General features: G+C 69.2%; 18 protein-coding genes, 1 pseudogene and 1 riboswitch. Of the genes and pseudogenes, 11 read left to right on the top strand and 8 right to left on the bottom strand.

Going from position 1 to position 23,875, the window contains the following annotated elements; genetic code table 11:
• Positions 1 to 4 precede the first annotated feature (4 nt).
• The 3 genes from FOJ82_RS12190 to FOJ82_RS16255 all read left to right on the top strand — a co-directional run bounded on the left by FOJ82_RS12190 (position 5) and on the right by FOJ82_RS16255 (position 3,398).
• A complete protein-coding gene (locus FOJ82_RS12190; protein WP_143938769.1) occupies positions 5 to 973 on the top strand; it encodes an aldo/keto reductase in 969 nt (322 codons plus the stop codon).
• A 119-nt stretch (positions 974 to 1,092) separates the two neighbouring features.
• The gene (locus tag FOJ82_RS12185) at positions 1,093 to 2,358 is read left to right on the top strand and encodes a zinc ribbon domain-containing protein (protein ID WP_143938768.1); all 1,266 of its coding nucleotides are present in this window, start codon (positions 1,093 to 1,095) and stop codon (positions 2,356 to 2,358) included.
• Positions 2,355 to 3,398, top strand: a complete 1,044-nt coding sequence (locus FOJ82_RS16255; RefSeq protein ID WP_185975772.1) for a hypothetical protein — start codon at positions 2,355 to 2,357, stop codon at positions 3,396 to 3,398. The genes FOJ82_RS12185 and FOJ82_RS16255 overlap by 4 nt, the downstream gene beginning before the upstream one ends.
• Here FOJ82_RS16255 and FOJ82_RS12175 read toward each other — a convergent pair.
• The 3 genes from FOJ82_RS12175 to FOJ82_RS12165 form a co-directional block, all read right to left on the bottom strand.
• A complete protein-coding gene (locus tag FOJ82_RS12175) occupies positions 3,395 to 3,772 on the bottom strand; it encodes a DMT family transporter (RefSeq protein WP_143938767.1) in 378 nt (125 codons plus the stop codon). The genes FOJ82_RS16255 and FOJ82_RS12175 overlap by 4 nt on opposite strands.
• Position 3,773: 1 nt before the next feature.
• Entirely contained in the window at positions 3,774 to 4,088 is a 315-nt protein-coding gene (locus tag FOJ82_RS12170) for a DMT family transporter (RefSeq protein WP_143938766.1), read from the bottom strand.
• A 15-nt stretch (positions 4,089 to 4,103) separates the two neighbouring features.
• Positions 4,104 to 4,169: riboswitch (guanidine-III (ykkC-III) riboswitch) on the bottom strand.
• 85 nt (positions 4,170 to 4,254) lie between these two features.
• On the bottom strand, positions 4,255 to 5,766 hold the full coding sequence (locus tag FOJ82_RS12165; RefSeq protein WP_143938765.1) for a SulP family inorganic anion transporter: 1,512 nt from the start codon (positions 5,764 to 5,766) through the stop codon (positions 4,255 to 4,257).
• A gap of 315 nt (positions 5,767 to 6,081) precedes the next feature.
• On the opposite strand from FOJ82_RS12165, the gene FOJ82_RS12160 reads away from it, so the two are divergent.
• The 8 genes and pseudogenes from FOJ82_RS12160 to FOJ82_RS12120 all read left to right on the top strand — a co-directional run bounded on the left by FOJ82_RS12160 (position 6,082) and on the right by FOJ82_RS12120 (position 15,035).
• Positions 6,082 to 7,362, top strand: coding sequence for a quaternary amine ABC transporter ATP-binding protein (locus tag FOJ82_RS12160; protein ID WP_246099866.1), 1,281 nt, complete (start codon positions 6,082 to 6,084; stop codon positions 7,360 to 7,362).
• The gene (locus tag FOJ82_RS12155) at positions 7,362 to 8,273 is read left to right on the top strand and encodes an ABC transporter permease (protein WP_143938763.1); all 912 of its coding nucleotides are present in this window, start codon (positions 7,362 to 7,364) and stop codon (positions 8,271 to 8,273) included. The genes FOJ82_RS12160 and FOJ82_RS12155 overlap by 1 nt, the downstream gene beginning before the upstream one ends.
• A gap of 73 nt (positions 8,274 to 8,346) precedes the next feature.
• Positions 8,347 to 9,264 (top strand): glycine betaine ABC transporter substrate-binding protein, encoded by a 918-nt coding sequence (locus tag FOJ82_RS12150; protein WP_143938762.1) that lies wholly within the window; start codon positions 8,347 to 8,349, stop codon positions 9,262 to 9,264.
• Between the two features lie 105 nt (positions 9,265 to 9,369).
• Positions 9,370 to 10,872, top strand: a complete 1,503-nt coding sequence (locus FOJ82_RS12145; RefSeq protein WP_143938761.1) for a sugar ABC transporter ATP-binding protein — start codon at positions 9,370 to 9,372, stop codon at positions 10,870 to 10,872.
• The gene (locus FOJ82_RS12140; RefSeq protein ID WP_143938760.1) at positions 10,869 to 11,813 is read left to right on the top strand and encodes an ABC transporter permease; all 945 of its coding nucleotides are present in this window, start codon (positions 10,869 to 10,871) and stop codon (positions 11,811 to 11,813) included. The genes FOJ82_RS12145 and FOJ82_RS12140 overlap by 4 nt, the downstream gene beginning before the upstream one ends.
• Complete coding sequence (locus tag FOJ82_RS12135) at positions 11,810 to 13,312, top strand: FGGY family carbohydrate kinase (RefSeq protein WP_143938759.1); 1,503 nt, start codon at positions 11,810 to 11,812, stop codon at positions 13,310 to 13,312. The genes FOJ82_RS12140 and FOJ82_RS12135 overlap by 4 nt, the downstream gene beginning before the upstream one ends.
• Positions 13,313 to 13,548: 236 nt before the next feature.
• Positions 13,549 to 14,348: pseudogene (locus FOJ82_RS17045) on the top strand (sugar ABC transporter substrate-binding protein); the annotation flags it as partial.
• A 63-nt stretch (positions 14,349 to 14,411) separates the two neighbouring features.
• Positions 14,412 to 15,035: a DUF1707 domain-containing protein gene (locus FOJ82_RS12120; RefSeq protein WP_143938756.1), complete on the top strand. Its 624-nt coding sequence runs from the start codon at positions 14,412 to 14,414 to the stop codon at positions 15,033 to 15,035.
• Positions 15,036 to 15,060: 25 nt separating this feature from the next.
• On the opposite strand, the gene FOJ82_RS16905 is transcribed toward FOJ82_RS12120, so the two are convergent.
• The 5 genes from FOJ82_RS16905 to FOJ82_RS12095 form a co-directional block, all read right to left on the bottom strand.
• The gene (locus FOJ82_RS16905; protein ID WP_221933145.1) at positions 15,061 to 17,685 is read right to left on the bottom strand and encodes a glycosyl hydrolase 53 family protein; all 2,625 of its coding nucleotides are present in this window, start codon (positions 17,683 to 17,685) and stop codon (positions 15,061 to 15,063) included.
• 107 nt (positions 17,686 to 17,792) lie between these two features.
• Positions 17,793 to 18,686, bottom strand: coding sequence for a sugar ABC transporter permease (locus FOJ82_RS12110; protein WP_143938755.1), 894 nt, complete (start codon positions 18,684 to 18,686; stop codon positions 17,793 to 17,795).
• Entirely contained in the window at positions 18,686 to 20,308 is a 1,623-nt protein-coding gene (locus FOJ82_RS12105) for an ABC transporter permease subunit (RefSeq protein WP_221933144.1), read from the bottom strand. The genes FOJ82_RS12110 and FOJ82_RS12105 overlap by 1 nt, the downstream gene beginning before the upstream one ends.
• Positions 20,309 to 20,391: 83 nt before the next feature.
• The gene (locus tag FOJ82_RS12100; RefSeq protein WP_143938754.1) at positions 20,392 to 21,684 is read right to left on the bottom strand and encodes a sugar ABC transporter substrate-binding protein; all 1,293 of its coding nucleotides are present in this window, start codon (positions 21,682 to 21,684) and stop codon (positions 20,392 to 20,394) included.
• A gap of 11 nt (positions 21,685 to 21,695) precedes the next feature.
• A complete protein-coding gene (locus tag FOJ82_RS12095; protein ID WP_143938753.1) occupies positions 21,696 to 23,771 on the bottom strand; it encodes a beta-galactosidase in 2,076 nt (691 codons plus the stop codon).
• Positions 23,772 to 23,875 lie beyond the last annotated feature (104 nt).

Raw genomic sequence — 23,875 nt, 5'->3', positions numbered from 1 at the left:
AACGATGCACTACACCCAACTCGGCAGGACCGGGGCGAAGGTCTCCAGAATCGTCCTCGGAACCATGAACTTCGGTCCCCAGACGGAAGAGGCCGAAGCCCATCGGATCATGGACTCCGCCCTGGACCAGGGCATCAATTTCTTCGACACCGCAAACGTCTACGGCGGTGCCGATCGGAGGGGATGGACCGAGGAGATCATCGGCAGGTGGTTCGAGAAGTCGGGGCGCCGCGACGAGGTGGTGTTGGCGACGAAGGTCTTCGGCAACATGTCGGACCGCCCCAATGACTCGCGGCTCTCCGCCGTCCACATCCGATGCGCGGTGGATGACTCGCTGCGCCGTCTCCAGACTGACCACATCGACCTGTACCAGATGCACCACATCGACCGGAACACGCCCTGGGAGGAGGTCTGGCAGGCGATGGACACGCTCGTCGCGCAGGGCAAGGTGGTCTACGTCGGGTCGTCGAACTTCGCCGGCTGGCACATCGCCGCAGCGTGCGAGTCGGCCCGTGCCCGGCACTCCCTCGGGCTCGTGAGCGAGCAGTCGCTGTACAACCTCACCGCGCGCACCGTCGAACTCGAGGTGCTCCCCGCGGCCCAGGAGTACGGCCTCGGTGTGCTGCCCTGGTCGCCCTTGGGTGGCGGGCTGCTCGGTGGCGTCCTTCGCAAGATCGAGGACGGCCGCCGTTCCGAGGAGCACATGCGCAAGGAGATCGAGCAGCGCCGCGAGCAGCTGCAGCGCTGGGAGGACTTCTGCGACCAGCGTGGCGAGGAGCCGGGCGACGTCGCCCTGGCCTGGCTGCTCCACCAGCCGGCCGTGACCGGACCGATCGTCGGGCCGCGGACGATGGAGCAGCTGGACAGCGCAGTCAGGGCACTCGACATCGAGCTCGACGACGACGCCCTCGCGGTCCTCGACGACATCTTCCCGGGTCCGGGAGGCACCGCACCGGAGGCCTACGCCTGGTAAGTCACTTTCGCACTGCCTCGTGTGTTTGGGTCGTAGTGAGCGCCTCATCCGCCAGACTGGGCGGAGTGTTTCGAGGGACCGGGCTGGGGGCCCGGCCGAGAAAAGAGAGGTAATCATCCATGGAGTGCCCACGCTGTGGGGCCCAACTGCCGGACGTCGCTCATTTCTGCCATCGCTGTGGGCACGACATGACGCATCCGGACGAGGCCAAACGAAAGTCATTCGCAGTCAAGCCCGACGAACCCGTCGCATCGTTCGCGCTGGTCTCGACGATCATGCCGCGCGGTGCCGGTGAGAAGCCGCAGACCTATCGGCTCGCGCTCGTGATCGCCCTGACGGCGGCACTCGTGGCCGCCATCTTCGGCGCGCTGCCGATCGCGGTGCTGATCGCGGCGTTCTCCGTCCCGATCGTCTACATCGTCTACATCTACGACGTGAACCTCTGGGAGGACCAGCCGGTCCCGGTGACGGTGCTGGCGTTCATCCTGACGGGCGGCCTGGCGGCCGTGTTCCTGGCAATCCTCAAGAGCCTCGGCCTGCTCGCAGCCGCAACCCCGGTCAACGACGTCGACGGGATCTCCCTCGGGGGCATCGGGGCGGGACCGCTCCTGACGGCCCTCATCGTCGTCCCGGTCGTGGGCGAGCTCATCCGCCAGATCGGACCGGTCATCCTGGCCAGCCGTCCGGCGTTCGACGACCTCATGGACGGCCTGACCTTCGGCATCATCGCCGGCGTCGCCTACTCGACGGCGGACACGCTGGTACGCCACTGGCCGTCGCTGACCGGTGGCTTCATCGAGTCCTCCGACCCGGGCACGTGGGTCTCCCTGATCTTCCTCGAGGGCTTCGTCAAGCCCTTGCTGATCGGAACTGCCACCGGCATCGCCTGCGCCGAGTTTTCGGGACTCGGTGAGGGCTACGACGGCTTCACCGGCCGCTACGTGCGTGGTCTCGCCGAGGCCATCGTCGCCAACGTCCTCTACAGCGGTGGCGTCTACCTACTGGGCCTCGTGTCGGACCCGACGATGCGGGTCATGCTGCAGGTCATCTGGGGCCTCCTCATCCTGGGCGTCCTCATCATCCGCGTGCGCAACGTCCTCCACCACGGCCTGATGGAGGGTGCCCTCGAGGCGTCCGCCCGCTCCGGTGTCGGCCCGCATGAGGGCGTCGGCGCCGACGGGCAGCTCGAGTTCTGCCCCAAGTGTGAGATGCCCCTCATCGCCCATGCCGCCTTCTGCAGCGCGTGCGGCACGTCGACCCGGACCCGGTCCAAGGCGAACAGGGCCGGCGCGGCGCTCGCCCCTGTCGGTTCCGTGGCCGAGAGCCGGGGAATCCCCGCCGGTGAAGCCGCCAGCACCAGCCAGGACGAGGAGGAGGCCCGATGACTGACAACCAGAATCCCGGACAGTACGGTGGCCAACCGTCCCAAGGCCCTGGCCCGCAGGGCGGCCCCGGTCAGCCCCAACCCGGCTACGGCCAGCAGCCACAGCCGGGTTACGGTCAACAGCCGCAGCCCGGCTACGGTCAGCAGCCGCAACCCGGCTACCAGCAGCCGCCGTCTGGGTACGGCCAGCAGCCGCAGTCCGGTTACGGCCAGCAGCAACCGGGGTACGGGCAGCAGGGCTACGGCCAGCCGGGTCCGTACCAGAACTACCAGGGCGCCCAGCAGCCGCCCCAGAAGAACTCCAGCGGCAAGATCATCGGCATCGTCGTGGGAGCTGTCGGTGTGCTCGCGATCGCCGGGCTGGCGTTCGCGCTCCTCGGCGGCGGTGACGACGGCCCGGACGTGCCACCACCTCCACCGGTCTCGCAGACGCCGGCGGACCCGGAGACCACCGAGCCCGCCGAGCCGGAGACCACCGAGCCGGCGGACCCGGAGACGACCGAGCCCGCCGAACCGGAGACCACCGAGCCAGCGGACCCGGAGACGACCGAGCCCACCGAGCCCGAGACCGAGGATCCCCAGCCGCCGGCCGGTGCGATCGACGTCGGCAACGGCATGAGCGTCGTTCCGGCTGCCGGCTGGAGCGTCGCGGACCAGTCCGACAACGGCGTGTTGCTCACCGACGCCGCGGGCCGGGTGTTCCTGGTCAACACGGGCAACAGTGCCAACCCGGAGGCCGAGGTCGCGCAGCTCGTGGACAACCTCACCCAGGACGGCACCGACGTGAGCAAGGGCGAGGTCCAGGTGGCAGACGTCCATCCGGACCTGGCGGTCGCCAGTCAGCTGGCGATCATGACCACCACCGGTGGCAGCGGCACCACGGAGCTCGGCCTGTTCGCCGTGATCTCCAGCCGCACCGCGGACCAGGTCGGCTTCGCGAGCGTGCTGCTCGTGCCGGCGGCCGACTTCGAGGACGAGGCGGTGCTCACCCAGGCCGACGAGATGCTGAACTCCGTGTTCATCTCGCAGCTCGGAGGCTAACGGCGGATCGAGGTCAGGGGCGGGTCGGTGGAGTCTCCACCGGCCCGCCCTTCGTCGTCGGACGAGACGAACTTGAGGCCCACCACCGCCGCGATGATGCCGGTGATGAACACGACCTTGCCCACCGAGACGCTCTCCGCGCCCGTGGCCATCGCCCACGACACGGTCAGGGCGGCGCCGACACCGGTCCAGACCGCATAGGCGGTTCCGATCGGGATGTGTTTGGCCGCCCAGCCGAGCCCGAGCATGCTGAGGACCACCGCGACGAAGAACACGATCGAGGGCGTGAGCACACTGAGGCCCTCCGACATGCCCAGGGCGGTGGCCCACACCGCCTCGAACACGGCGCTGACGAGCAGGATGATCCACGGCACCTCAGCTCACCGCCTTGAGCCCGACGACGCAGGCGACCAGCAGGACGAGCAACAGGATGCGGGCAACGGTGGCCTTCTCCTGACCCACGATGATGGCCCACACCACGGTGAGGGAGGCCCCGATGCCGACCCAGACCGAATAGGCGGTGCCCGTGGGAAGCGTCGTCATCGCCCAGGCCAGCCCCAACATGCTGAGGGTGCACGAGACCAGGAACAAGATGGTGGGGCCCGGTCGGCGAAAGCCCTTGGAAGCGGCCAGCGCACTGGCCCACACGGCCTCGAGCGCTCCGGACAGTACAAGAATGATCCACGCCATGTGACGTACTCCTCCAATGAGTCAGTCTTGTCGTGGTGCGGGTACTGCTCCCTCGTCCGCGAGCCCTTCCCGGGCTCCTGCCAGAATGCTAGCAAGCTCCGCGGACCCCATCAAAGGACCCGTTCCGCCAGTGGGGAGCGCAGGGCCGCGGAGCGCTCGTGACGGGTCAGTCCCCGAGGTTCCCGCTCAGACGGGTGTGGAAACGGGAGGCCTGCTGGTTCAGGCCGAGGAAGTCGACGCTCTTGCCGCGCTGCTCGTAGCGGGTGACGATTGCGTCCAGCGCAGCCACCGTCGAGGCGTCCCAGATGTGCGAACCGGACATGTCGATCAGCACGTGGTCCGGGTCGTCGGTGTACTCGAACTGGGTCGTGAGGTCGTTGCTCGAGGCGAAGAACAACTCGCCGCGCACCTCGTAACTGGCGGTGGCGCCCCCGTCGACGAGCGTGCGCTCGACGGTCACGAAGTGCGCCACGCGCCGGACGAACAGCACCGAGGCCACGACCACCCCGACGACCACGCCGATCGCGAGGTTGTCGGTGGCCACGACGGCGATGACGGTGGCGAGCATGACCATGGTCTCGCTCCGGGGCAGGCGTCGCAGGGTGGCCGGGTGGATGCTGTGCCAGTCGAAGGTCGCCACGGAGACCATCACCATGACGGCCACCAGAGCGGCCATCGGGATGATCGCCACCCAGTCGCCCAGCACCACCACGAGTACCAGCAGGAAGGCGCCGGCCAGGAAGGTGGAAATACGCGTGCGGGCTCCCGAGACCTTCACGTTGATCATGGTCTGCCCGATCATGGCGCAGCCTCCCATGCCGCCGAAGAAGCCGGACATGACGTTCGCGACGCCCTGCCCCCAGGCCTCCCGGGTCTTGTTGGAGTGGGTGTCGGTGACCTCGTCGACGAGCTTGGCCGTCATGAGTGACTCCATCAGACCCACCAGTGCCATGCCCAGTGCGTAGGGGGCGATCGTGGTGAAGGTGGCCCAGGTCCAGGGGATGTCCGGGATGAACAGCTCCGGCAGGCTGCGGGGCAGTTCGCCCTGGTCGCCGACCGTGGGCACCGAGATGGCCAGTACCACCACGACCGCAGTGGTCAGGACGATCGAGACGAGCGGTGCCGGCACCACCTTGGTGAGCCTCGGCATCAGGACCATCACCAGCAGCCCGGCGGCCACGAGGGGGTAGACGGGCCAAGGCACGCCCAGCAGGTGGGGGAGTTGTGCCATGAAGATGAGGATGGCCAGCGAGTTCACGAAGCCGATCATCACGCTGCGCGGGATGAAGCGCATCAGCTTGGCCACGCCGGCGAGCGCCAGCACCACCTGCAGGACGCCGGCGAGGATCACCGTCGCGATCAGGTAGTGGATGCCGTGTTCGCGGACCAGCGGTGCCACGACCAGGGCGACCGCGCCCGTGGCGGCGGTGATCATGGCCGGGCGTCCGCCCACGAACGCGATGGTGACCGCCATGACGAAGGAGGAGAACAGGCCCACCCGGGGGTCGACGCCGGCGATGACGGAGAACGAGATCGCCTCCGGGATCAGGGCCAGCGCCACGACGAGCCCTGCGAGGACCTCCTTGGTGAGGAGCCTGGGGGACCGCAGGGCGGTGAGCACCGAGGGCCGCGGCGCGTAACGCGAGGACTTGTCGTCGGGGATCTTGACTGCGGTCACCAGGTACCTCCGTGGCCGTGTTGGCGGTGCGCCATGGACCGACGCAAACCTCCAGCACCCTACCCCAGGAAATTGCTGCCTTGAACTTCGTAACCGGTTGCTGGTAGCGTCCGGCACGCTGTCCTGCGTCCCCTCGTGCGGATGCGACAGCGCTTGCCGCGTCAGGCCGGTCGGAGAGTCCACGGGTCGACGTACGGTAGTGGGGATCGACTGACGGCTACTCCTGCCTTGTCATGTCTGCGGCACTCGGAGCGCCGCTGTGGTCTCCCGCAACCCGGTGTGGGGTGGTCAGGTAACCACCATCCCGGAGGGAATGTGGCTGAGAACGAAGTCCAACTGAGAGCCGAGGCTCTCTACAAGGTGTTCGGCAGGTCTGCCGAGTCCACAATCAGGAAGCTCGAGGCGGGCGTCGACCGCGACGACCTCGGGGAGGGGACGACCGCCGCGGTGATCGACGCCTCCTTCGAGGTCCGCAAGGGCGAGATCTTCGTGGTGATGGGCCTGTCGGGGTCCGGGAAGTCGACCCTGATCCGGATGCTCAACGGTCTCCTGGAGCCCACGCACGGGTCCGTGGAGATCGGGGGCGAACCGCTCACCGGCGTGCCCACCGGGAAGCTTCGCGAACTGCGTCGCCGCAAGGTCTCCATGGTCTTCCAGCACTTCGGGCTGCTGCCACACCGCAGCGTCATCGACAACGTCGCCTACGGCCTGGAGATCCAGGGGCTTTCGCGCCGCGCCCGCCTGGAACGTGCCCGCGAAGTGATCCAGCTCGTCGGCCTCGCCGGCTGGGAGAACAACCTCCCCTCGGAACTCTCCGGCGGCATGCGCCAGCGGGTCGGCCTGGCACGGGCACTGGCCAGCGACACAGACGTGCTCCTGATGGACGAGGCGTTCTCCGCCCTGGACCCGCTCATCCGCCGCGAGATGCAGGAACAGCTGCTGGACCTGCAGTCCAGGCTGGGCAAGACCATCATCTTCATCACCCACGACCTCAACGAGGCCATGTTCCTCGGGGAGCGGATCGCGGTGATGCGCAACGGTCGGATCGTGCAGATCGGCACCCCCGAGGAGATCCTCACTGATCCCGCCAACGACTACGTCGCCCAGTTCGTGCAGGACGTCGACCGCGCCCGGGTCCTCACGGCGGGCGCCGTGATGGAGCCGGCGCTGGCGGTCGTGCAGGAGTCAGCCGGCCCGCGTGCCGCGCTGCGCGTCATGCGCGACGAGCAGACCTCCGCCGCGTTCGTCGTCAGCCGTGACCGGCGCCTGCTCGGTGCGATCACGGACCGAAAGGCGCTCGAACTCGTCCGCGGAGGCCGCTCCAGCATGACGGCCGAGCTGGCCGAGGCGGCCCATGTCGAGACCGGCACCACCATCGCGGAACTCGTGGCCCCGGCCATCGAGTCACCGCTGCCGCTGGCCGTCACGGACGCCAACGGCCACCTCGTCGGCGTCGTGCCGCGGGTGACCCTGCTCGCCGCGCTCGGCGGGGACGAGGCCAGCGAGGCCGTGGCGGCGAAGCTGATCGCCCCGCTGCCGGCCGCCACCGTCGAGACAGCGCTCAGCGCCGCCCACACCGCAGAAGGAGGCCTGTGATGCCTGATGCCTTCAAGCTTCCCTTCGGGGACTGGGTCGAGGCCGGAGTCGACTGGATCGTCGCCAACGCAGCCGCCCCGTTCGCAGCGGTGCGGTCCGCACTCGTGTTCCTCTACGAACTACTCAACACGGCACTGACCGTCCCGCCGTGGTGGCTCATCATCCTGATCGTGGCCCTGCTGGCGCTTCTCGCCCGGGGACCCCTCTTCGGCGTCGGCGCGGGCATCGGCCTGCTCCTGATCGTCGGGCTCGACCAATGGGTGAACGCGATGGACACGCTGGCGCTGGTACTGGTGGCCGCGATCATCGCGGTGGCGCTCGCGGTGCCGATCGGCATCCTGGCCGCCACCTCAAGATCGGTCTCGCTGGTCACCAAGCCCGTGATGGACTTCCTCCAGACGATGCCGGCGTTCGTCTACCTGATCCCTGCACTGCTCCTGTTCCGCATCGGCGTCGCACCCGGAATCGTGGCAACGATCATCTTCTCCCTCCCGCCCGGGGTCCGGCTCACCGAGCTCGGCATCCGAGGGGTGGACAAGGAGGTCGTCGAGGCCGGCTCCGCGTTCGGGGCCTCCCGCTTCCGCATCCTGCGGCAGATCCAGCTCCCGCTGGCCATGCCCAGCATCATGGCCGGCATCAACCAGGTCATCATGCTCTCCCTGTCCATGGTGGTCATCGCCGGGCTGGTGGGTGCCGGGGGCCTCGGCGAACAGGTGATCGCCGCGTTGCAGCGTCTGGACACGGCCCTCGGGTTCGAGGCCGGCCTGTCCGTCGTGATCCTCGCGATCCTGCTGGACCGCTTCACCGGATCATTCGGCCTGCGCACGGGCCTCTACACCTGGGGTCGGGAGAAGCTCGCCCGGAGGCGCGCCTCCCGTCCCACCACCACCCAGACCGTCGAGGCGGCCTGAGGTGAGGCCGCGCGGCAGCAATCGGGCCGCGCGGCACGGCAGGGGGAGATGCCCACTGCCGGGAAAGGAACACATGAACAAGCGTCTGCTCAAGGTCGTCGCAGGGGCCGTCGCCATCGGCGCCGCCCTCACCGGCTGCTCGAGCGATCCCGGCAACGCGCCGGGCAACGACACCACCGCGCAGGGGACCGACGCCGCGCAGGACAAGGGCGAGCTCACCATCGCAGTCTTCAACGGCTGGGAGGAGGGCATCGCCACCTCCGAGCTGTGGAAGCATGTGCTCGAGGAGCAGGGCTACTCCGCCGAGCTGTCCTACGTCGACGCGGCCCCGGTCTTCGCGGGCCTCGCCTCCGGTGACTACGACTTCACCACCGACGTGTGGCTGCCCGTCACCCACGCCGGCTACATCGAGGAGTTCGGTGACCAGATCGTCGACCTCAGCCCCTGGTTCGACCAGGCCAAGCTGACGGTCGCGGTCAACGAGGACGCCCCGATCGACTCCCTCGCCGAGCTCGCTGACAACGCGGACCTCTTCGGCAACACCATCGTCGGCATCGAGGCAGGTGCCGGCCTCACCCAGACAATGGAGAGCGCCGTCATCCCCGGCTACGGTCTGGAGGGCATGACGTTCCAGACTTCCTCCACCGTCGCGATGCTCGCCGAGCTCACGGCCGCCACCGACGCCGGCGAGAACATCGCCGTCACCCTCTGGGAGCCGCACTGGGCCTACGAGGCGTTCCCGATCAAGAACCTCGAGGATCCGGAGGGCGCACTCGGCGGCGCGGAAACCATCCACGTCTACAGCCGCACCGGCTTCGCCGACGACTTCCCCGAGGTCGCCGGTTGGCTGGAGAACTTCGAGATGGACGGCGAGCTCCTCTACAACCTCGAGGACCTGCTGTTCAACCAGAACGACACGGATGACTACGGCCCGCTCATCGAGCAGTGGGTCGAGGAGAACCGCGAGTACGTGGACGGCCTCACCAGCTAGGTCCGGTCCCGCACCCCGACAAGGAGCACCCTGTTGCCCCGCCACACGGCGCCGCAATAGGGTGCTCTGGTCATCCCGATCCAATGCCGGCCCCGAGGAGCCACGATGCCAACGCGTCCCACGCCGGTCCTGGCCACCCGTGGCATCAGCAAGGACTACGGCCCGAACCGCGTGGTCTCCGACGTCTCGCTCGAGTTCCACCGGGGCACCATCCATGCGCTGCTGGGTGAGAACGGAGCCGGGAAGTCGACGCTGATGGGCATCCTCGCCGGCGTCCGGCAACCCACCGAGGGTGACGTCCTGCTGGACGGGCAACCGGTGCAACTGCGCTCCGTCGCGCAGGGGCAGGCCGCCGGGGTGGTCGCCCTGCCGCAGGAGCTGGTCCTGGTGGGCACCCTCGGTGCCGCCGAGAACATCTTCCTCGGGATGCGACGCCCCGGGCGGCGAGGCCTCGCGAACCGACGCGCACTGGCCCGCGCCGCCGCCGAGCAGCTCGACCGGCTGGGCGTCGAACTGGACCTCGAACGCCCCGTGGCCGAACTGTCGGCCGTGCAGCAGACGATGGTGGCGCTCGCGCGCGCCCTCGCACGGGACGCCCGGGTGCTCGTCCTCGACGAACCGACCGCGGCCCTCACCGACACCGAGACCGAGCGGCTCTTCGGAGTGCTGCGCCGCCTCCGCAGCGAGGGCACGACGATCATCTACGTCTCCCACCGCCTCGACGAGGTGTTCGCCCTCGCCGACGTGGCCACCGTGATGCGCAACGGCAGGCACGTCTGGACCCGGCCGATCGGGGAGACCGACGACGACGACGTCGTCCGCGCGATGATCGGACGATCCCCCGAACAGGCGTTCCCGGAGCGCTCCGCGACGCCCGGCGAGTGCGTCCTGCGGGTGGCGGACCTGGCCGGGCACACCCTGAAGGGGATCTCGCTCGAAGCCCGTTCCGGGCGGGTGCTGGGCATCGCCGGCCTGGCCGGTTCCGGACGCTCGGAGCTGCTGCGGCTGGTGGCCGGGGCCGAGCGCGCGAGGGCGGGCACCATCGAGGTGCGCGGCCGCGACGTCACCCGTGCCCCTGTCGGGCGACGGATGGCCGCGGGCATCGGCTACGTCCCCGAGGAGCGGCGCAGCCAGGCCCTCGTCATGAACGCCACCATCACCTCGAACATCGCCCTCGGCAGCCTGCGTGAGCTGAGCCGGGCCGGGGTGATGGACTCCGGCCGGGAGCTGCGCCGCAGCAGGGAACTGGCACAGCAGCTGCGGGTCAGCGCCACGTCGGTGAAGCAGGACGTCGCCGAACTCTCGGGCGGCAACCAGCAGAAGGTGGTCCTCGCGAAGTACCTCGCGAGGAACCCCGAGGTGCTGCTCCTCGACGAGCCGACGCGCGGCATCGACGTCGGTACCAAGGCCGAGATCTACCAACTCGTGCGCGGCCTGGGCGAGCGCGGTGTGGCAGTGGTGATGGTCTCCAGCGAGATCCCCGAGCTGCTGGGCCTGGCCGACGAGATCGCCGTGCTCCACGAGGGCCGGCTCATCGACGTCGTCCCCGCCGCCTCCGCCACCGAAGAGTCCATCCTCCACCTCTGCTACAGGAAGCCCGACCGATGAGCACCCGCACCACCTCCCGCCTGGCCTCCTACGGGACCCTGATCGGACTGCTCCTGCTGGTCGTGCTGTTCGCCGCACTGGACAGCAGGGGCATCTTCCTGACCACCGGCAACCTCACCAACGTCCTCGAGCAGATCGCCGTGCTCGCGATGGTGGCCGCGGTGCAGACCGTCGTGATGGTGGTGGGGGACTTCGACCTGTCCGTCGGGTCGCTGGCCAGCCTCGTCGGGGTGATCACGGCGCAACTGCTGGTGGGCGGCACGTCCCTGCCCGTCACGATCCTGCTAGCCCTGCTCGTCGGCCTGGCCGCCGGTGCCCTCAACGGCGTCCTGGTCTCCTACCTGGGCCTGTCAGCCTTCATCGCCACGCTGGCCACCATGACCTCCTTCACGGGACTCGCACTGCTGGTCTCCAACGGAGCCACCGTGTTCGGTCTGCCCGAGGGATTCGTTGCCATCGGCCAGAGCCGGCTGGGACCCGTTCCGATGCCCGTCGTGATCGCGGTCGTGCTCACGCTGCTGGTCTGGTTCGTCCTGTCCCGCACGGTGCTGGGTCGCGAGTGGTACGCGGTCGGCGGCAACTCCGAGGCCGCCCGCCTGTCCGGTGTGAACACGAGGTTCGTCCGCTTCACCGCCTTCCTGGCGTCGGGCTTCGGCTCGGCACTGGCCGGCGTGGTGCTCACCGCCCGCCTGGCCTCTGGACACCCGAACGCCGGCGACCCGATGATGCTGATGTCCATCGCGGCGGTCTTCCTGGGCGTCACCCTCTCGCGCGCCGGCCAGCCGCTGGTGGGCGGCACCGTGATCGGACTCCTCATCGTCGGCGTCCTCAACAACGGGCTGAACCTGCTCCAGGTGAACAGCTACGTGCAGCAGGTGCTCACGGGCGTGATCATCGTCGCCGCGGTGAGCCTGTCCCAGTTCAGCAGGGCCCGACGGTGACCGGGCTGCTCGCCGGGCTGGACCTCGGGACCTCCAGCGCCAAGCTCGTGGTGCTCGACCCCGACGGCACGTTGGTCGCGGAGGCCGAACAGGCCTACCCGACGCACACGGCCGCCGGGGGAGTCGTCGAGCAGCGACCCGAGGACTGGTGGGACGCCACCGTGTCCGTGCTGCAGCGCAGCGGCGTGGCGGCGAGGATCGGTGCACTCGGACTCACCGGGCAGATGCAGGACCTGGTACCCGTGGCCGCCCGCAGGGCCACCCGCCGCGCCATCCTGTACTCCGACACCCGCGCGGGCAGCCAGCACCAACGCCTCCGCGTGGCCGTCCCGGACTGGGAGTACCGGACGGGGAACCACCAGGACGTCACCAACGTGGCCGCGAAGGTCGCCTGGCTGGCCGAGCACGAGCCCCAGGCACTCACCCGGGCCCAGCACCTACTGCTGGGCCCGGGCGCGTTCGTCGCCCACCGCGCCGGCGCCGAGGCCGCCTGTGACGTCACCACCGCGTCGACCACCGGGCTGCTGGACGTCGGGGAACGCGACTGGCTGAACGACGCCGTGGCCGCCGCCGGGGCGCTCGCAGACCAGCTGCCCCGCCTCACCGGCCAGGTGGCCGGGGACGCAGTGGTGGGCCACGTGGGTGCGGACGCCGCCCGCGAGACCGGTCTGGCCGTCGGCACCCCCCTGGTGCTGGCCATGGGCGACGCGGTCTCCACCACTGCGGGACTCATCGGCACCGACCCCGGCGAGGCGTACCTCTACCTGGGCACCACGGGATGGGTCGCCGCGATCACCCCCGCACGCGATTGCGCGCCCTCGCCGATCCACTCGCTCGTGATGCCCGGGTGGGAAGAGCGCCTGCGGATCGGTGCGGTGCAGTCCGCCGGCTCGGCGGCAGCCTGGGCCCTGCGCACCTTCCTGCCCGGAACCTCGTTCGCCGAGGCGGAGGAGCGGGTGGCGCCGCGACTCCCGGCCGTGGCGGACAGGCCGCTGTGCCTGCCGGGGCTGGCGGGGGAGCGCACCCCGGTGCGCGACGGTGACCTGCGCGCGGCCTTCGTCGGAGCACAGGAGACCACCGGGCCCGAGGACCTCTACCTCGCGGTGCTGACCGGCGTGGCGATGGGACTGCGGCACGCGGCCGTGGAGATGGGTGCCACCCAGGCGAGGCTGCCGCTCGTCGGCGGCGCCTCCGGCAGTGCCGTGTGGCGCCAGGTGCTCGCCGACGTGTTCGGTGCCACCGTCGTCGTCGCCGCGGCGGCGAGCGCCCCCGGCGCCGTGCACGCAGCGCGGGAGGCGGCCGAGGCTACAGGGCTCGTGCACGCACTGAGGCCGGTCTTCGAGACCGGTGTGCAGGAGACCACGCCTCCTTCGCCGACCCACGAACTGCTCCGCGAGCAGCTCGACGTCCACCGACGCCTGTACGACGCCCTGAAGCCCACCTTCGACGACCTGGCCGAGCACCGTCACCTGTCCACGCGGGGCGGTCCGGCCGCGTGATCGCATCCGGGCCTCTACGATGCTCTGAAACACACGTCCCACGTCGTGGCCGACCGGCCCGGACCGTCGAGTGAAGTTGAGGAAGCATGAAGTCGAAGAAGTTCTGGAGCTCGTTGGCGCTGGGCGTGACAGCGTCCCTGGCCCTCACCGCCTGCGGCGCCGAGGCCGAACCCGAGGGCAGTGACGCGCCTTCGCAGGAGGTCGCGACCTCCGTCGAGGTCTCCGTGCTCACCCCCTACCTGGCCAACGCGGCCACCAAGGAGGTCATCGAGCTGTTCCAGGCGGAGGGTGAGCAGCGCGGCTGGGAGGTCAGCGTCGTCGACACCGCCGGGGACTTCAACAAGCTCAACAGCGCCTTCCAGGACGCCGCCGCCCAGGGACCCGACGCCATCGTGCTCGGCACGGGGGACCCGGCACAGATCTCACTCGGGCTGAAGGCCGCCGCCGATGCAGGGGTTCCGGTCTTCGCGATCGACGCGGGGGCCGCCGAAGGCATCGCCGCCAACGTGACCAGTGACAACGTCGACCTCGGCGAGCAGAGCGCCAACGCCCTGATCGACGCCATGGGGGCGAGGGCGCCATCGTGATGCTCACCCACGACCCGCACCCGGGCGTGAAGGCCCGCGCCGAGGGCGCGCGAGCGGTCTTCGAGGCCGCCGGGATCGAGGTCCTCGAGGCCAAGCACGTCGAGGTTCCCGGGCCCGTCGAGAACGCCCGCGCATCCGTGCAGGACCTGGTCTCGGCCCGAGGCGACGACATCACCGGAATCTGGGGCGGCTGGGACGAGCCCGCCCTCGGCGCCACGCAGGCGCTCGAGGCGGCCGGAGTCTCCGACGTGCCCGTGGTCGGCGTGGACGGGCAGGACTTCGCGCTGGCAGAGATCGACAAGGGCGGCCCCTTCGTCGCCACGGTGAAGCAGGACTGGGCCGCGATCGCGGCAGAGGTGGCCGAGCTGGTGGAGGCCAAGGTGGTCGACGGGCAGGACCCGGCCGAGAGCAACATCGAGCTGCCCGGCACCCTGGTCACCGCCGATTGACTGACCCTGCGCCGGATCGGGGCCGGGCGCGACGAGTCCGACCGAGGCGGCATACTGGTTCCCATGGACAGCGACGATCCCGTACCGCAGCGCATCGGCGACGCCGAGCGTGACTTCGCGGTCCAGCAACTGCAGGAGCACCACTCGCAGGGCAGGCTCGACGCGTTCGAGTTCGAGGAGCGCATGTCGAAGGCGCTCGAGGCCCGGACGGGACCGGAGCTGGCCCGACTGTTCCGTGACCTGCCCGGGCCCAACCCGGGCGAGCCGGTGACCGGGTGGGAGGCGCCCGTGCCCCAGCCAAGTCCCTATGCCGTGGCCCCGCAGCCGGAGCAGGATCTGGGCACGCCCTGGTACGCGCACTGGTGGTGGATCCTCGTGGCCGTGGGCCTGACCGTCGTGTCGCGCGGGAACGTCGGTTTCATCATTCCGATGATGGCGATCTGGCTGTTCGTGGTCTGGCCCAGCATCAACAGCTCGAGGCGCCGTCCCCCCATCGACGACCCCGCGCAGGGCGCCCGGCTGACCGCCTCGCTGACCGAGTGGCAGCGCCAGCAGGTGCTGGGCGAACTGGGCCAGGGTCGCAAGATCCAGGCCATCAAGCTCTACCGCGAGTACACCGGAGCCGGGCTGAAGCTCGCCAAGGACCAGGTGGAGCTCATGGGCAGGCAGATCGGCCGCGGCTACTGAAGAGCCGCGGCCGACCAGTTGGGGATCAGGCCTTGAACCTGACCATGTTGTTGAACACCCAGCCCTCGGTCCAGCCATAGGTCCAGGTCCCCGACGCGTTCTGGGTGCCGGCCACGTAGCTGGCCCAGATCCAAGACCGGCAACCGTTGCGACCGGTCTGCGCGGTGTCGCACTCGGTGCGCCACTGGCGGCCGTCGCTGGTGAACTCGCCAGCATTGGCCAGCGGGTTGTCACCCCACTGCGCGCGGGTCATGTGGGGCAGGTAGGTGAGGTTGTTGAAGTGCCAGCCGGTCTCGGAGACGAAGCCCGCACCCTCGGCGCTCACCTGGGTGGCCCAGATGTCGGTGGTGCAACGGATGGTCCGGGAGTAGGGCTCGCACTGCGTGTACCACCAGCGGCCGTTCACGCTGTGGAAGCCTGGCGTGGAGTACACGTCCCGCTGCACGGCCGGCGGGGTGGCCGACGGCGTGGCCGTGACGGTCACCGTCGGCGTCGGCTCCGCGCTCGGCGAGGGCTGCGGCTGCAGTCCGGCCAGCGCCTCGGTCACCACTGTGGTCGCCCTTGCCACTGCCTCCTGCGTGGGGGCGTCGGCGCCGAGGACGATCTCGGCCTGGGCGACCGCCTCGTCCAGGGCTGCAAGCGCATCGGCGGGCACTCCGTCGCGCTCCGCGGCGAGTGCTTCGGCCACCAGCTCGGCGAGCTCGGTGGTGTCGGCGCCGGTGCCACCGGAGCCGACCAGCTCGACGTCGTCGAGCGTTCCCCAGGCCTCGGCGGGCAGGTCGAGCGTGATGGTGACGAGGACGTCGTCACCCTCGGCCACCTCGATCGGTCCGGCCACGGGGGTGGACCAGTTGCGCCAGCCGTCGAGCCCGAACCCCGCTACGGCATCAGGGCCGTCGGGAACCACGGCCACCTCGATCTGCATGGTGCTGTCCTCGGCCTCGCCGTCACCCTGCAGTGCCGCGCTGGCCTCGTAGGAGCCGGCGGGCACGTCGGCGACCAGCTGGCTGACGGTGAAGGAGACCGGTGACGAGCTGTAGAAGTGCACCGAGCGCTCCCCGCCGTGCGGGTCGTCGGTGGCCCTCATCGTGAAGCCGGTGCCCGCCGTCTCCCACATGGAGGTGTCCTCGGCCTCGAAGCCGGGGTTGGCCAGGAGGTTCGGTGCGGTCACGACGATGTTGGCCTCGGTGGCCAGGCCGGTCGACGTGGTTCCCGGGACGGTGTAGGAACCGGGCCCCTCGATCCAGTGCACGGCGGTGGACCAGGTGACCGGCTGCTGTTCGACGGAGCCGTCGTTGAAGGTGACCCCGATCCGCACTGGCAGGTTGATGCGCTCGCCGTGGACCACCTCGAGGTCGATGGTCTCCACGGAGACCACCTCCCGGGGCGCCACCGCACCGGTGCGGGCGTAGGAGAACACGTTGAGCGACTCGAGCGGGTTGCCCTCGAAGTCGAACAGGGCCTGGTTGTCCCACGAGCTGCCGCCGTACCAGACGCCCGCGTCCTCGGGGTCGTACTCGGCCGCGTGGCTGGTGGCCCAGCCGGAGCCGAACTCCTCCCACAGCAGCTTGTTGGCCTCGAGCTCCTCCGGCGGCCCGACGGGCAGCCAGGCGGGTTCCCAGTAGTAGACGCCGATGCCGGCCTCGCCGACGTTGACGACGGCTTCGATCACGTCACGGATCGCGGTGGCCTGGCCCTGCACCGAGACGGGGTAGGCCGTCGCCTCGGACGGCTGGTCGATGGTGTTGCCGTGGCCGTCGCCGTCGGCCATCGTGTGGGCCCAGGAGGTCTCGGCCACGACGACCTGCTTGCCGTAGGTGTCGGCCACCTGGGACAGCACGGCGGTGAGATTGTCCAGCGTGCCGTGCCAGAACGGATAGTAGGACGAGGCGAACACGTCGTAGTCCACCTCGTTCGCGTCGAGCTGGGCGGCCACGTCGGAGTAGAACCCCGCTCGGTGGGGGTCGGTGAAGTGGAGGGCGACAAGGGCCTCGGGCAGCACCTCCCGCACGGCAGCGGAGCCCGCGGAGAAGATCCGGCTCATGTCCGTGAGGCCGCTGACGCCTGCGACGCGGCCGTTGGTCTCATTGCCGACCTGGACCATCCGGACGTCGACGCCCGCGTCCTCGAAGGACTGCAGGGCCTTGGTGGTGAAGTCGCGGACCGCGCCCACCTTCTGCTCGAGGTCCATGCCGGCCCAGGCCTTCGGTGCCTGCTGCTTGCTGGGGTCGGCCCAGAAGTCGGAGTAGTGGAAGTCCACCAGCAGGGACAGGCCCGCGGCCGTCGCGCGCTCACCGATCTCGACGGCCCTGGCCACGTCGACGTTGCCTCCGCCGTAGCCGTTGTCCTCGGCGTCGAAGGGGTCGTTCCAGACGCGCACGCGCACGTCGGTGACCCCCGCGTCCGCGAGCAGCCCGAACAGGTCGGCAGGGGCGCCGGCGGCATCGCGGAACACGACCCCGGACTCCTCGAGGGAGAGCACGGACGAGACGTCGACGCCGTTGATGAAGTCCTCGGGGAGGCCCTCCACCTTCTCCACGAAGATCCCCGCCTCGACGGGTTCGTCGGCGCCCGCGAGTGGGACCGGGCCCACCAGGGGTACTGTCAGGGCCGCAACGGCGGCACCCAGTGCGATTCTTCTCCAGGACATACCTGGCCTCCATCCACTTTGATGTTGAGTATCGACTATTCAGTTGTAAGCGGTTACAGCCGAGGGCCGAGAGAAGCCCACCCGCAGGTACGGGTGGACTGCTCGGCTCAGCCCTTCACGGAGCCGGCGGTGAGGCCGCCGACGATGTAGCGCTGGAGCGAGAGGAACAGCAGCAGGACCGGGATCGCGGCTACGACCACGCCGGCCGCGAACAGGCCCCATCGGGAGGTGAGCTGGTTCGAGACCCACTGGTACATGCCCACCGAGAGGGTCCAGTTCTCCTCCGAGGTCAGCACGATCTTGGCCAGGATGAAGTCCCCGAACGAGGAGATGAACGCCAGCAGCCCCACAACTGCCAGCACCGGTGCCACCAGCGGCATGATGAGCTTCCAGAAGATCTGGGCGTGCGTGGCGCCGTCCATCTTCGCCGACTCGTCGATCTCCATCGGGATGGTGTTGAAGAAGCCGTACATCAGGAAGGTGTTAGCGCCGAGGGCGCCGCCGAGGTAGACGCAGATCAGTGCGAGTCGGGAGTTGATCCCCAGCGCGGGGACCACGCCGCCCAGCGCCAGCAACAGCAGGAAGACCGCGACGAAGGCGATGGTCTGCGGGAACATCTGCACGATCAGCAGGGCGGTCAGGCTGGTGCGGCGCCCCTTGAACCGGAAGCGCGAGAACGCGTAGGCGGCCGCCGCCCCCATCAACACCGCGCCGATGGCCGCGGCACCGGAGACGTAGAGCGTGTTGAGGAACCACTGCCAGAACGCGGTGTCGGCCAGTGCCTTGAAGTTGTCCAGCGAGAACGTCGTGAACAGTGAGTTGCTCGCGGAGAGGCTGCCGCGGGGGTTGAAGGAGGCCGAGACGATGTAGACCAGCGGGAACACGGCGTAGAGCACCAGCAGCACCGCGAGCGGGTACTTCCATCCCACCTCGGCCAGCCACCTGCCCCGCTTCGCCTTCGCGCGCTCGGCTGGGAGGACGTTGTTCCTCGACGTGCTCATCAGAACTCCTCAAGCTTTCGGGTCTGGCGGAAGGCCAGGGCGGAGATGATGCCGATGACCACGAACACCATGATGGAAAGGGCGCTGGCCATGCCGTAGTCGGCCACACCGCCGGAGACGCCGGAGATCTTGTAGATCGCCGAGATCAGGATGTCGGTGGCGCCGAGGCGCGAGGGCGAGTTCACGAAGCCCGGCCCGCCCTCGGTGAGCATGTAGATGATCGTGAAGTTGTTGAAGCTGAACGCGAACGACGAGATCGCCAGTGGCGCCGTCGAGACGAGCAGCAGCGGCAGCGTGATGTACTGGAACTTGCGCCACCTGCCGGCACCGTCGATGGTGGCGGCCTCCAGGGTGTCGCCCGGCAGCGACTGCAGCGCGCCAGTGGAAACCAGGAACCAGTACGGATAACTGAGCCACACGTTGACGAAGAGCACCGCGAACTTCGCCAGCCAGGGGTCCGAGAGCCAACCGATGCCGGCACCGAAGAAGAACAGGTCGTTGACGATGCCGAACTCGGAGTTCAGCATGCCGCGCCAAAGCAGCGCGGACATGAAGGCCGGGAACGCGTAGGGGAGGATCAGCAGGGTGCGGATCACCTTCCGGCCGCGGAGCCGGTCGTCGTTGTAGACGATGGCGAAGAACAGCCCCAGCCCGAAGCTGACCAGCACCGACAGGGCCGCGAACGCGAACGTCCACAGCGTCACCTGGAGCAGGTCGCCGGCCAGGTTGCCGTCGGTGAAGGCCCGCACGAAGTTGTCGAAGCCGACGAAGACGTACCACCCCGTGGTGAGCCGCGTGCCGTCGGGCGCGGCGAACTCGCCGGTGGCGGTCGGGGAGTAGACGACGCCGGTGTCGGTGTTGGTGAGGGTCTGCGCGTCCGGGTCCCACTCGAGCGAGGACTGGTAGATCGTGCCGCGCGTTCCTTCGCGGGTGCGGATGGAGCCGTCGTCGGCCTCGTCGGAGACGGGCACCCGGAGGCTGAGCACGGTCTCCTGCAGCTCGGCGTCGGCATACAGTTCGGCCCGGGGCACGACGTCCCAGCCGGGCACGGCCGTGGGGGTGCCGTTCTCCGCCACCTCGGCGTCCTCGACCTCGGTGAGCGGTTCGGTCTCGGTGCCGACGCGCACGACGCCCTCGTCATTGATGGCGAAGCCGACGACGTCCGGCTCCTGGGTGACGATCGCAAGCGGGTAGGCGGGGGAGTCGTCGACGCGTCGCTCGTCCTGGATGAGTGCGGCGTCGACCGCCTGCTCCATCGAGCCGGCGTGACCCGTGCCGTAGTTGGTGAGGGCCACGTACGCGGTGTAGCCCATCGTGAAGATCTGGAAGATGAAGAGGAACACCAGTCCGGGGAACAGGTACTTCAGAGGCAGCGCGCGCTTCGAGAAGTAGACGATGTCCGCGAGGAGCAGCAGGACCACCGAGGCCCCGAGGATCCACCACGACTCCACTGCCCACGCCTGCAGGATGACCAGGACGCCGAAGGCGTTGACGATCGCCATCAGGGCCAGCTTCACCAGGAAGCCCGCTCCGTTGCCGCGCCAGCGCCGGGCGTGCGGCTCTGGCTGGGGGGTGGGGCTCGTTGTCCGGGGCTGCGCCGCCGCCGAGGTTGATTGCGCCACTGCAGTGTCTCTTCCGTAGGGTCCGGTTGCTCAGGGCTGGGGTGGTGGGGCCGTGTGGGCCCCACCACCGGGGTTTTGACTCGTCAGCCGTTCAGCTCGGCGTTGAGGTTGTCAATCATCGTGTTCCAGGTGGTCGCCGGGTCGGCGCCGTTGATGATCTGGACCTGGGCAGCGTTCCAGAAGTCCCACACGGCACCCATCTCGGGGATCGACGGCATCGGGACGCCGTTCTGCGAGGAGGCGAGGAAGCCGGCGATGATCGGGTCGTCGGAGACGGAATCGGCGATCGCGGACAGTGCGGGGATGCGGGGGTCGGCCTCGTAGAGGGCCTGCTGGCCCTCTTCGGAACCGAGGTAGTTGACCAGGAAGTCCGTGGCCAGCAGTGCGTTCTGGCTCTGCGAGCTCAGGTAGAAGCCCTGCACGCCCACGAACGGTGCAGCGGGCTCGCCGCCGGCCGAGGGGATCGGGTTCACCTTGAGGTTGACGTCCGGGAAGGAGGAGATGGCCCACGGTCCCTGGATGGTGTAGGCGGCGGTCCCGGAGTTGAACAGCTCGTTGTTGATGTCGTAGTCGACGGTGGTGGAGATGTAGCCGGTGCCGCTGGCGCCGTTGTCGTAGAGCCACTGGGCGAATGCCTCGCCGGCCTCGCCGCCCATGCCCACCTCGGTGGTGTAGGAGCCGCTGTCGTCCTGGACGAACACGGGGGCGCCGAAGGAGGTCTGGAAGCCGTACATGGTGTAGGCGTCACCGGTCTCGCCGGCGGTGTTGATGGCGATCGGACGCTCGGCACCTGCGGCCTCGGCCGCGGCCACCATGTCGTCCCATGTGGCCGGGGCCTCTTCGCCGACGAGGTCGACGTTCTGGATCAGCGCGACGGTCTCGAGGGAGTACGGCAGGGCGTAGAGCTGGCCGTCGTAGGTGAAGGCCTCGAGCGCAACGGACTCGAAGTTACCGGTGGTGGCTCCGAGGTCGACGGTGTCGACGACGCCGGCGGTCACGAGGGCGCCGAGCCAGTCGTGGGCGCCGACGGTGATGTCCGGGCCCTCACCGGTGGGCACCTGGGCGATGAAGTCGTTGCGGAGGTCCTCGAAGTTCTTCTGGACCACCTCGACGGTGGCGCCGGTGTCGGCCGCGAACTTGTCGGCCTCTGCCTGGATCGCGTCCTGGCGCTCGGCGTCGGTCCAGATGGTGATGGCTCCGGCGGCGCCGGGCTCGGTGCCCTCCGTCTCCTCGGCCGCGGTGGTCTCCTCGGCGGCGGTGGTCTCCTCGACGGCGGTGTCGGTGGGAGTCGTGTCGGGCTCGGTGTCCGCGGTGCAGCCGACGATCAGCAACGCCGACGACAGCACGAGCGCCCCGAGAGCGAGTGGCTTGCGCATTTTCATTCCTTTCACAGGGTGGTCGGGATCGACCGGGTTTCGCCGGAGCCGGAGTGCTCCGTCGACGGGTTGTTTCCGCGATCGGTACGGACGACGGCTACGTCGCCCTCCGCGATCCGCAGTACGCCACCGGTGGGTGCACCGGAGACGAGCTCGACGCCGTGCAGCGGGATCTCCGCCGGGGAGGCGCCGTGGTTGATGACGACGGTGAAGTCGGCCTCGTCGCCCCTGCGGGTGACGAGCTCCACGCCGTCGGGCAGGCCGAGCGGGGCCAGCCCCGCATCGGCGTAGACCTCGTGCATCACGACGGCCAGGGAATCGGGGTCGAGCCGGGTACTGACGTACCAGCCGGTCCCGCTGCCGTGGGTGTTCCGCGTGATGGCCGGCATGCCGGCTCCGGGGCCGTCGACGTAGGTGGCGCGGACCTGGGCGCCGTGGACCCGGAGGTCCTCGTGCCAGACGTCGGCCACCAGCTCCGGGACACCCTCGCCCAGCCACTCAAGGGTGGACGTGACCCCCTCGCGCAGGGGGAGGAACTCCTCCACCACCACGCCGAGCGAGTCCCGCAGGGGTGCCATGTAGCCATCATCGTGCACGCAGTCGTGCTCGTCGACGATTCCGGAGAAGAAGGAGACCAGCAGGGTGCCACCGTCGGCCACCCACGAGTTCAGGTTGGCGGCGTCGGACTCGGTCAGCAGGTACTGCGCGGGGGCGATGACGAGGCGGTAGCCGGAGAGGTCCTGGCCGGGCAGGGCGAAGTCGACCGTGATGCCGTCGCGCCACAGCCGCTCATAGAACGCCCGAATCCGCTCGTTGTGGCTGACGTCGGTGGAGGGACGCCACTCGAGGTCCTGCGCCCACATGGACTCGAAGTCCCAGAGGATGGCGACGTCGGCGCGCACCCGCGAGGACCGGATGTCCGAGAGCGTGCCGAGCTTGGCGCCGAGGTCGACGACTTCGCGCCAGACGCGGGACGACGTGCCGGCGTGCGGCAGCATCGCGGAGTGGAATTTCTCCGCGCCCTTGCGGGAGGCGCGCCACTGGAAGAACATGATCGCGTCGGCGCCGCGGCCGAGGTGCGCGAAGGCGTTCCGCGCCATCTCGTTCGGCCGCTTCGCCACGTTGCGCGGCTGCCAGTTCACGGCTGACGTGGAGTGCTCCATCAGCATCCACGGCGCGCCGCCACCGACCGATCGGCTGAGGTCCGCGGCGATGGCCAGGCCGATGTGTGCCTCCGGATCCGCGGCCCACAGGTAGTGGTCGTCGGCGACGACGTCGACCTCCCGCCCCCAGCGCCACAGGTTGGTGGTCCAGCTCTGGTTGGCCATGAAGTTGGTGGTGACGGGCTGGGAGGCGTGCTCACGGATGGCGTCGCGCTCGGCGACGAAGCGCTGCAGCAGGGCGTCGTCGGTGAAGCGGGCGAAGTCGAGCTTCTGGGACGGGTTGACCGTGGTGGGGGTGGCCGCCGGCGCGCCGACATGGCCCCACTCACGATAGGTCTGGCCCCAGAAGGCGGTGCCCCAGGCGTCGTTGAGGGCATCTAGGGATCCGTAACGGGCCCGCAGCCAGGCTCGGAAGGCGGCGACGGCCGCGGGGGAGTAGTCCTCGCCCACCGGCACCCCGTACTCGTTGTGGACGTGCCACATGACGACTGCGGGATGCTGGCCGTAGCGCTGCGCGAGCCGGCTCGCGATGTTGACGGCGGCGCGCTGGTAGGCCGGGTGCGAGTGCGATGCCATTCCCCGGGAGCCGAAACCCAGCACGGTGCCCTCGCGGGTGACGACTCGGGCATCGGGGTGGTTCGCGAAGAACCAGGCCGGCGGGGAGGCTGTGGGGGTGCCCAGGTCCACGGCGATCCCGTTGGCGTGGAGCAGGTCGAGCAGTTCGTCGAGCCATCCGAAGTCGAACTCGCCCTCGGTGACCTCCAGGAGGCCCCAGGAGAAGATGCCGACGCTCACGAGGTTCACCCCGGCCTCGCGCATCAGCCGCACGTCGGTGTCCCAGACGTCGCGGGACCACTGCTCGGGGTTGTAGTCACCGCCGTAGGACAACCCCTGCACTGCGGGCCAAGCTGCGATCTGGGTCATGCCACTCCATCGTTCGTTGATGCCGATTGTGCCGGTTCCACACATCATGCTCAGTAAATTTGCGAAAATCAATGCAAACTTGCAGTACGTTATGGAACTGTAAC

The sequence above is a fragment of the Tessaracoccus rhinocerotis genome (genome assembly GCF_007197885.1).
Lineage (GTDB): Bacteria > Actinomycetota > Actinomycetes > Propionibacteriales > Propionibacteriaceae > Arachnia > Arachnia rhinocerotis.
This window is presented reverse-complemented; position numbering and strand designations above follow the sequence as displayed.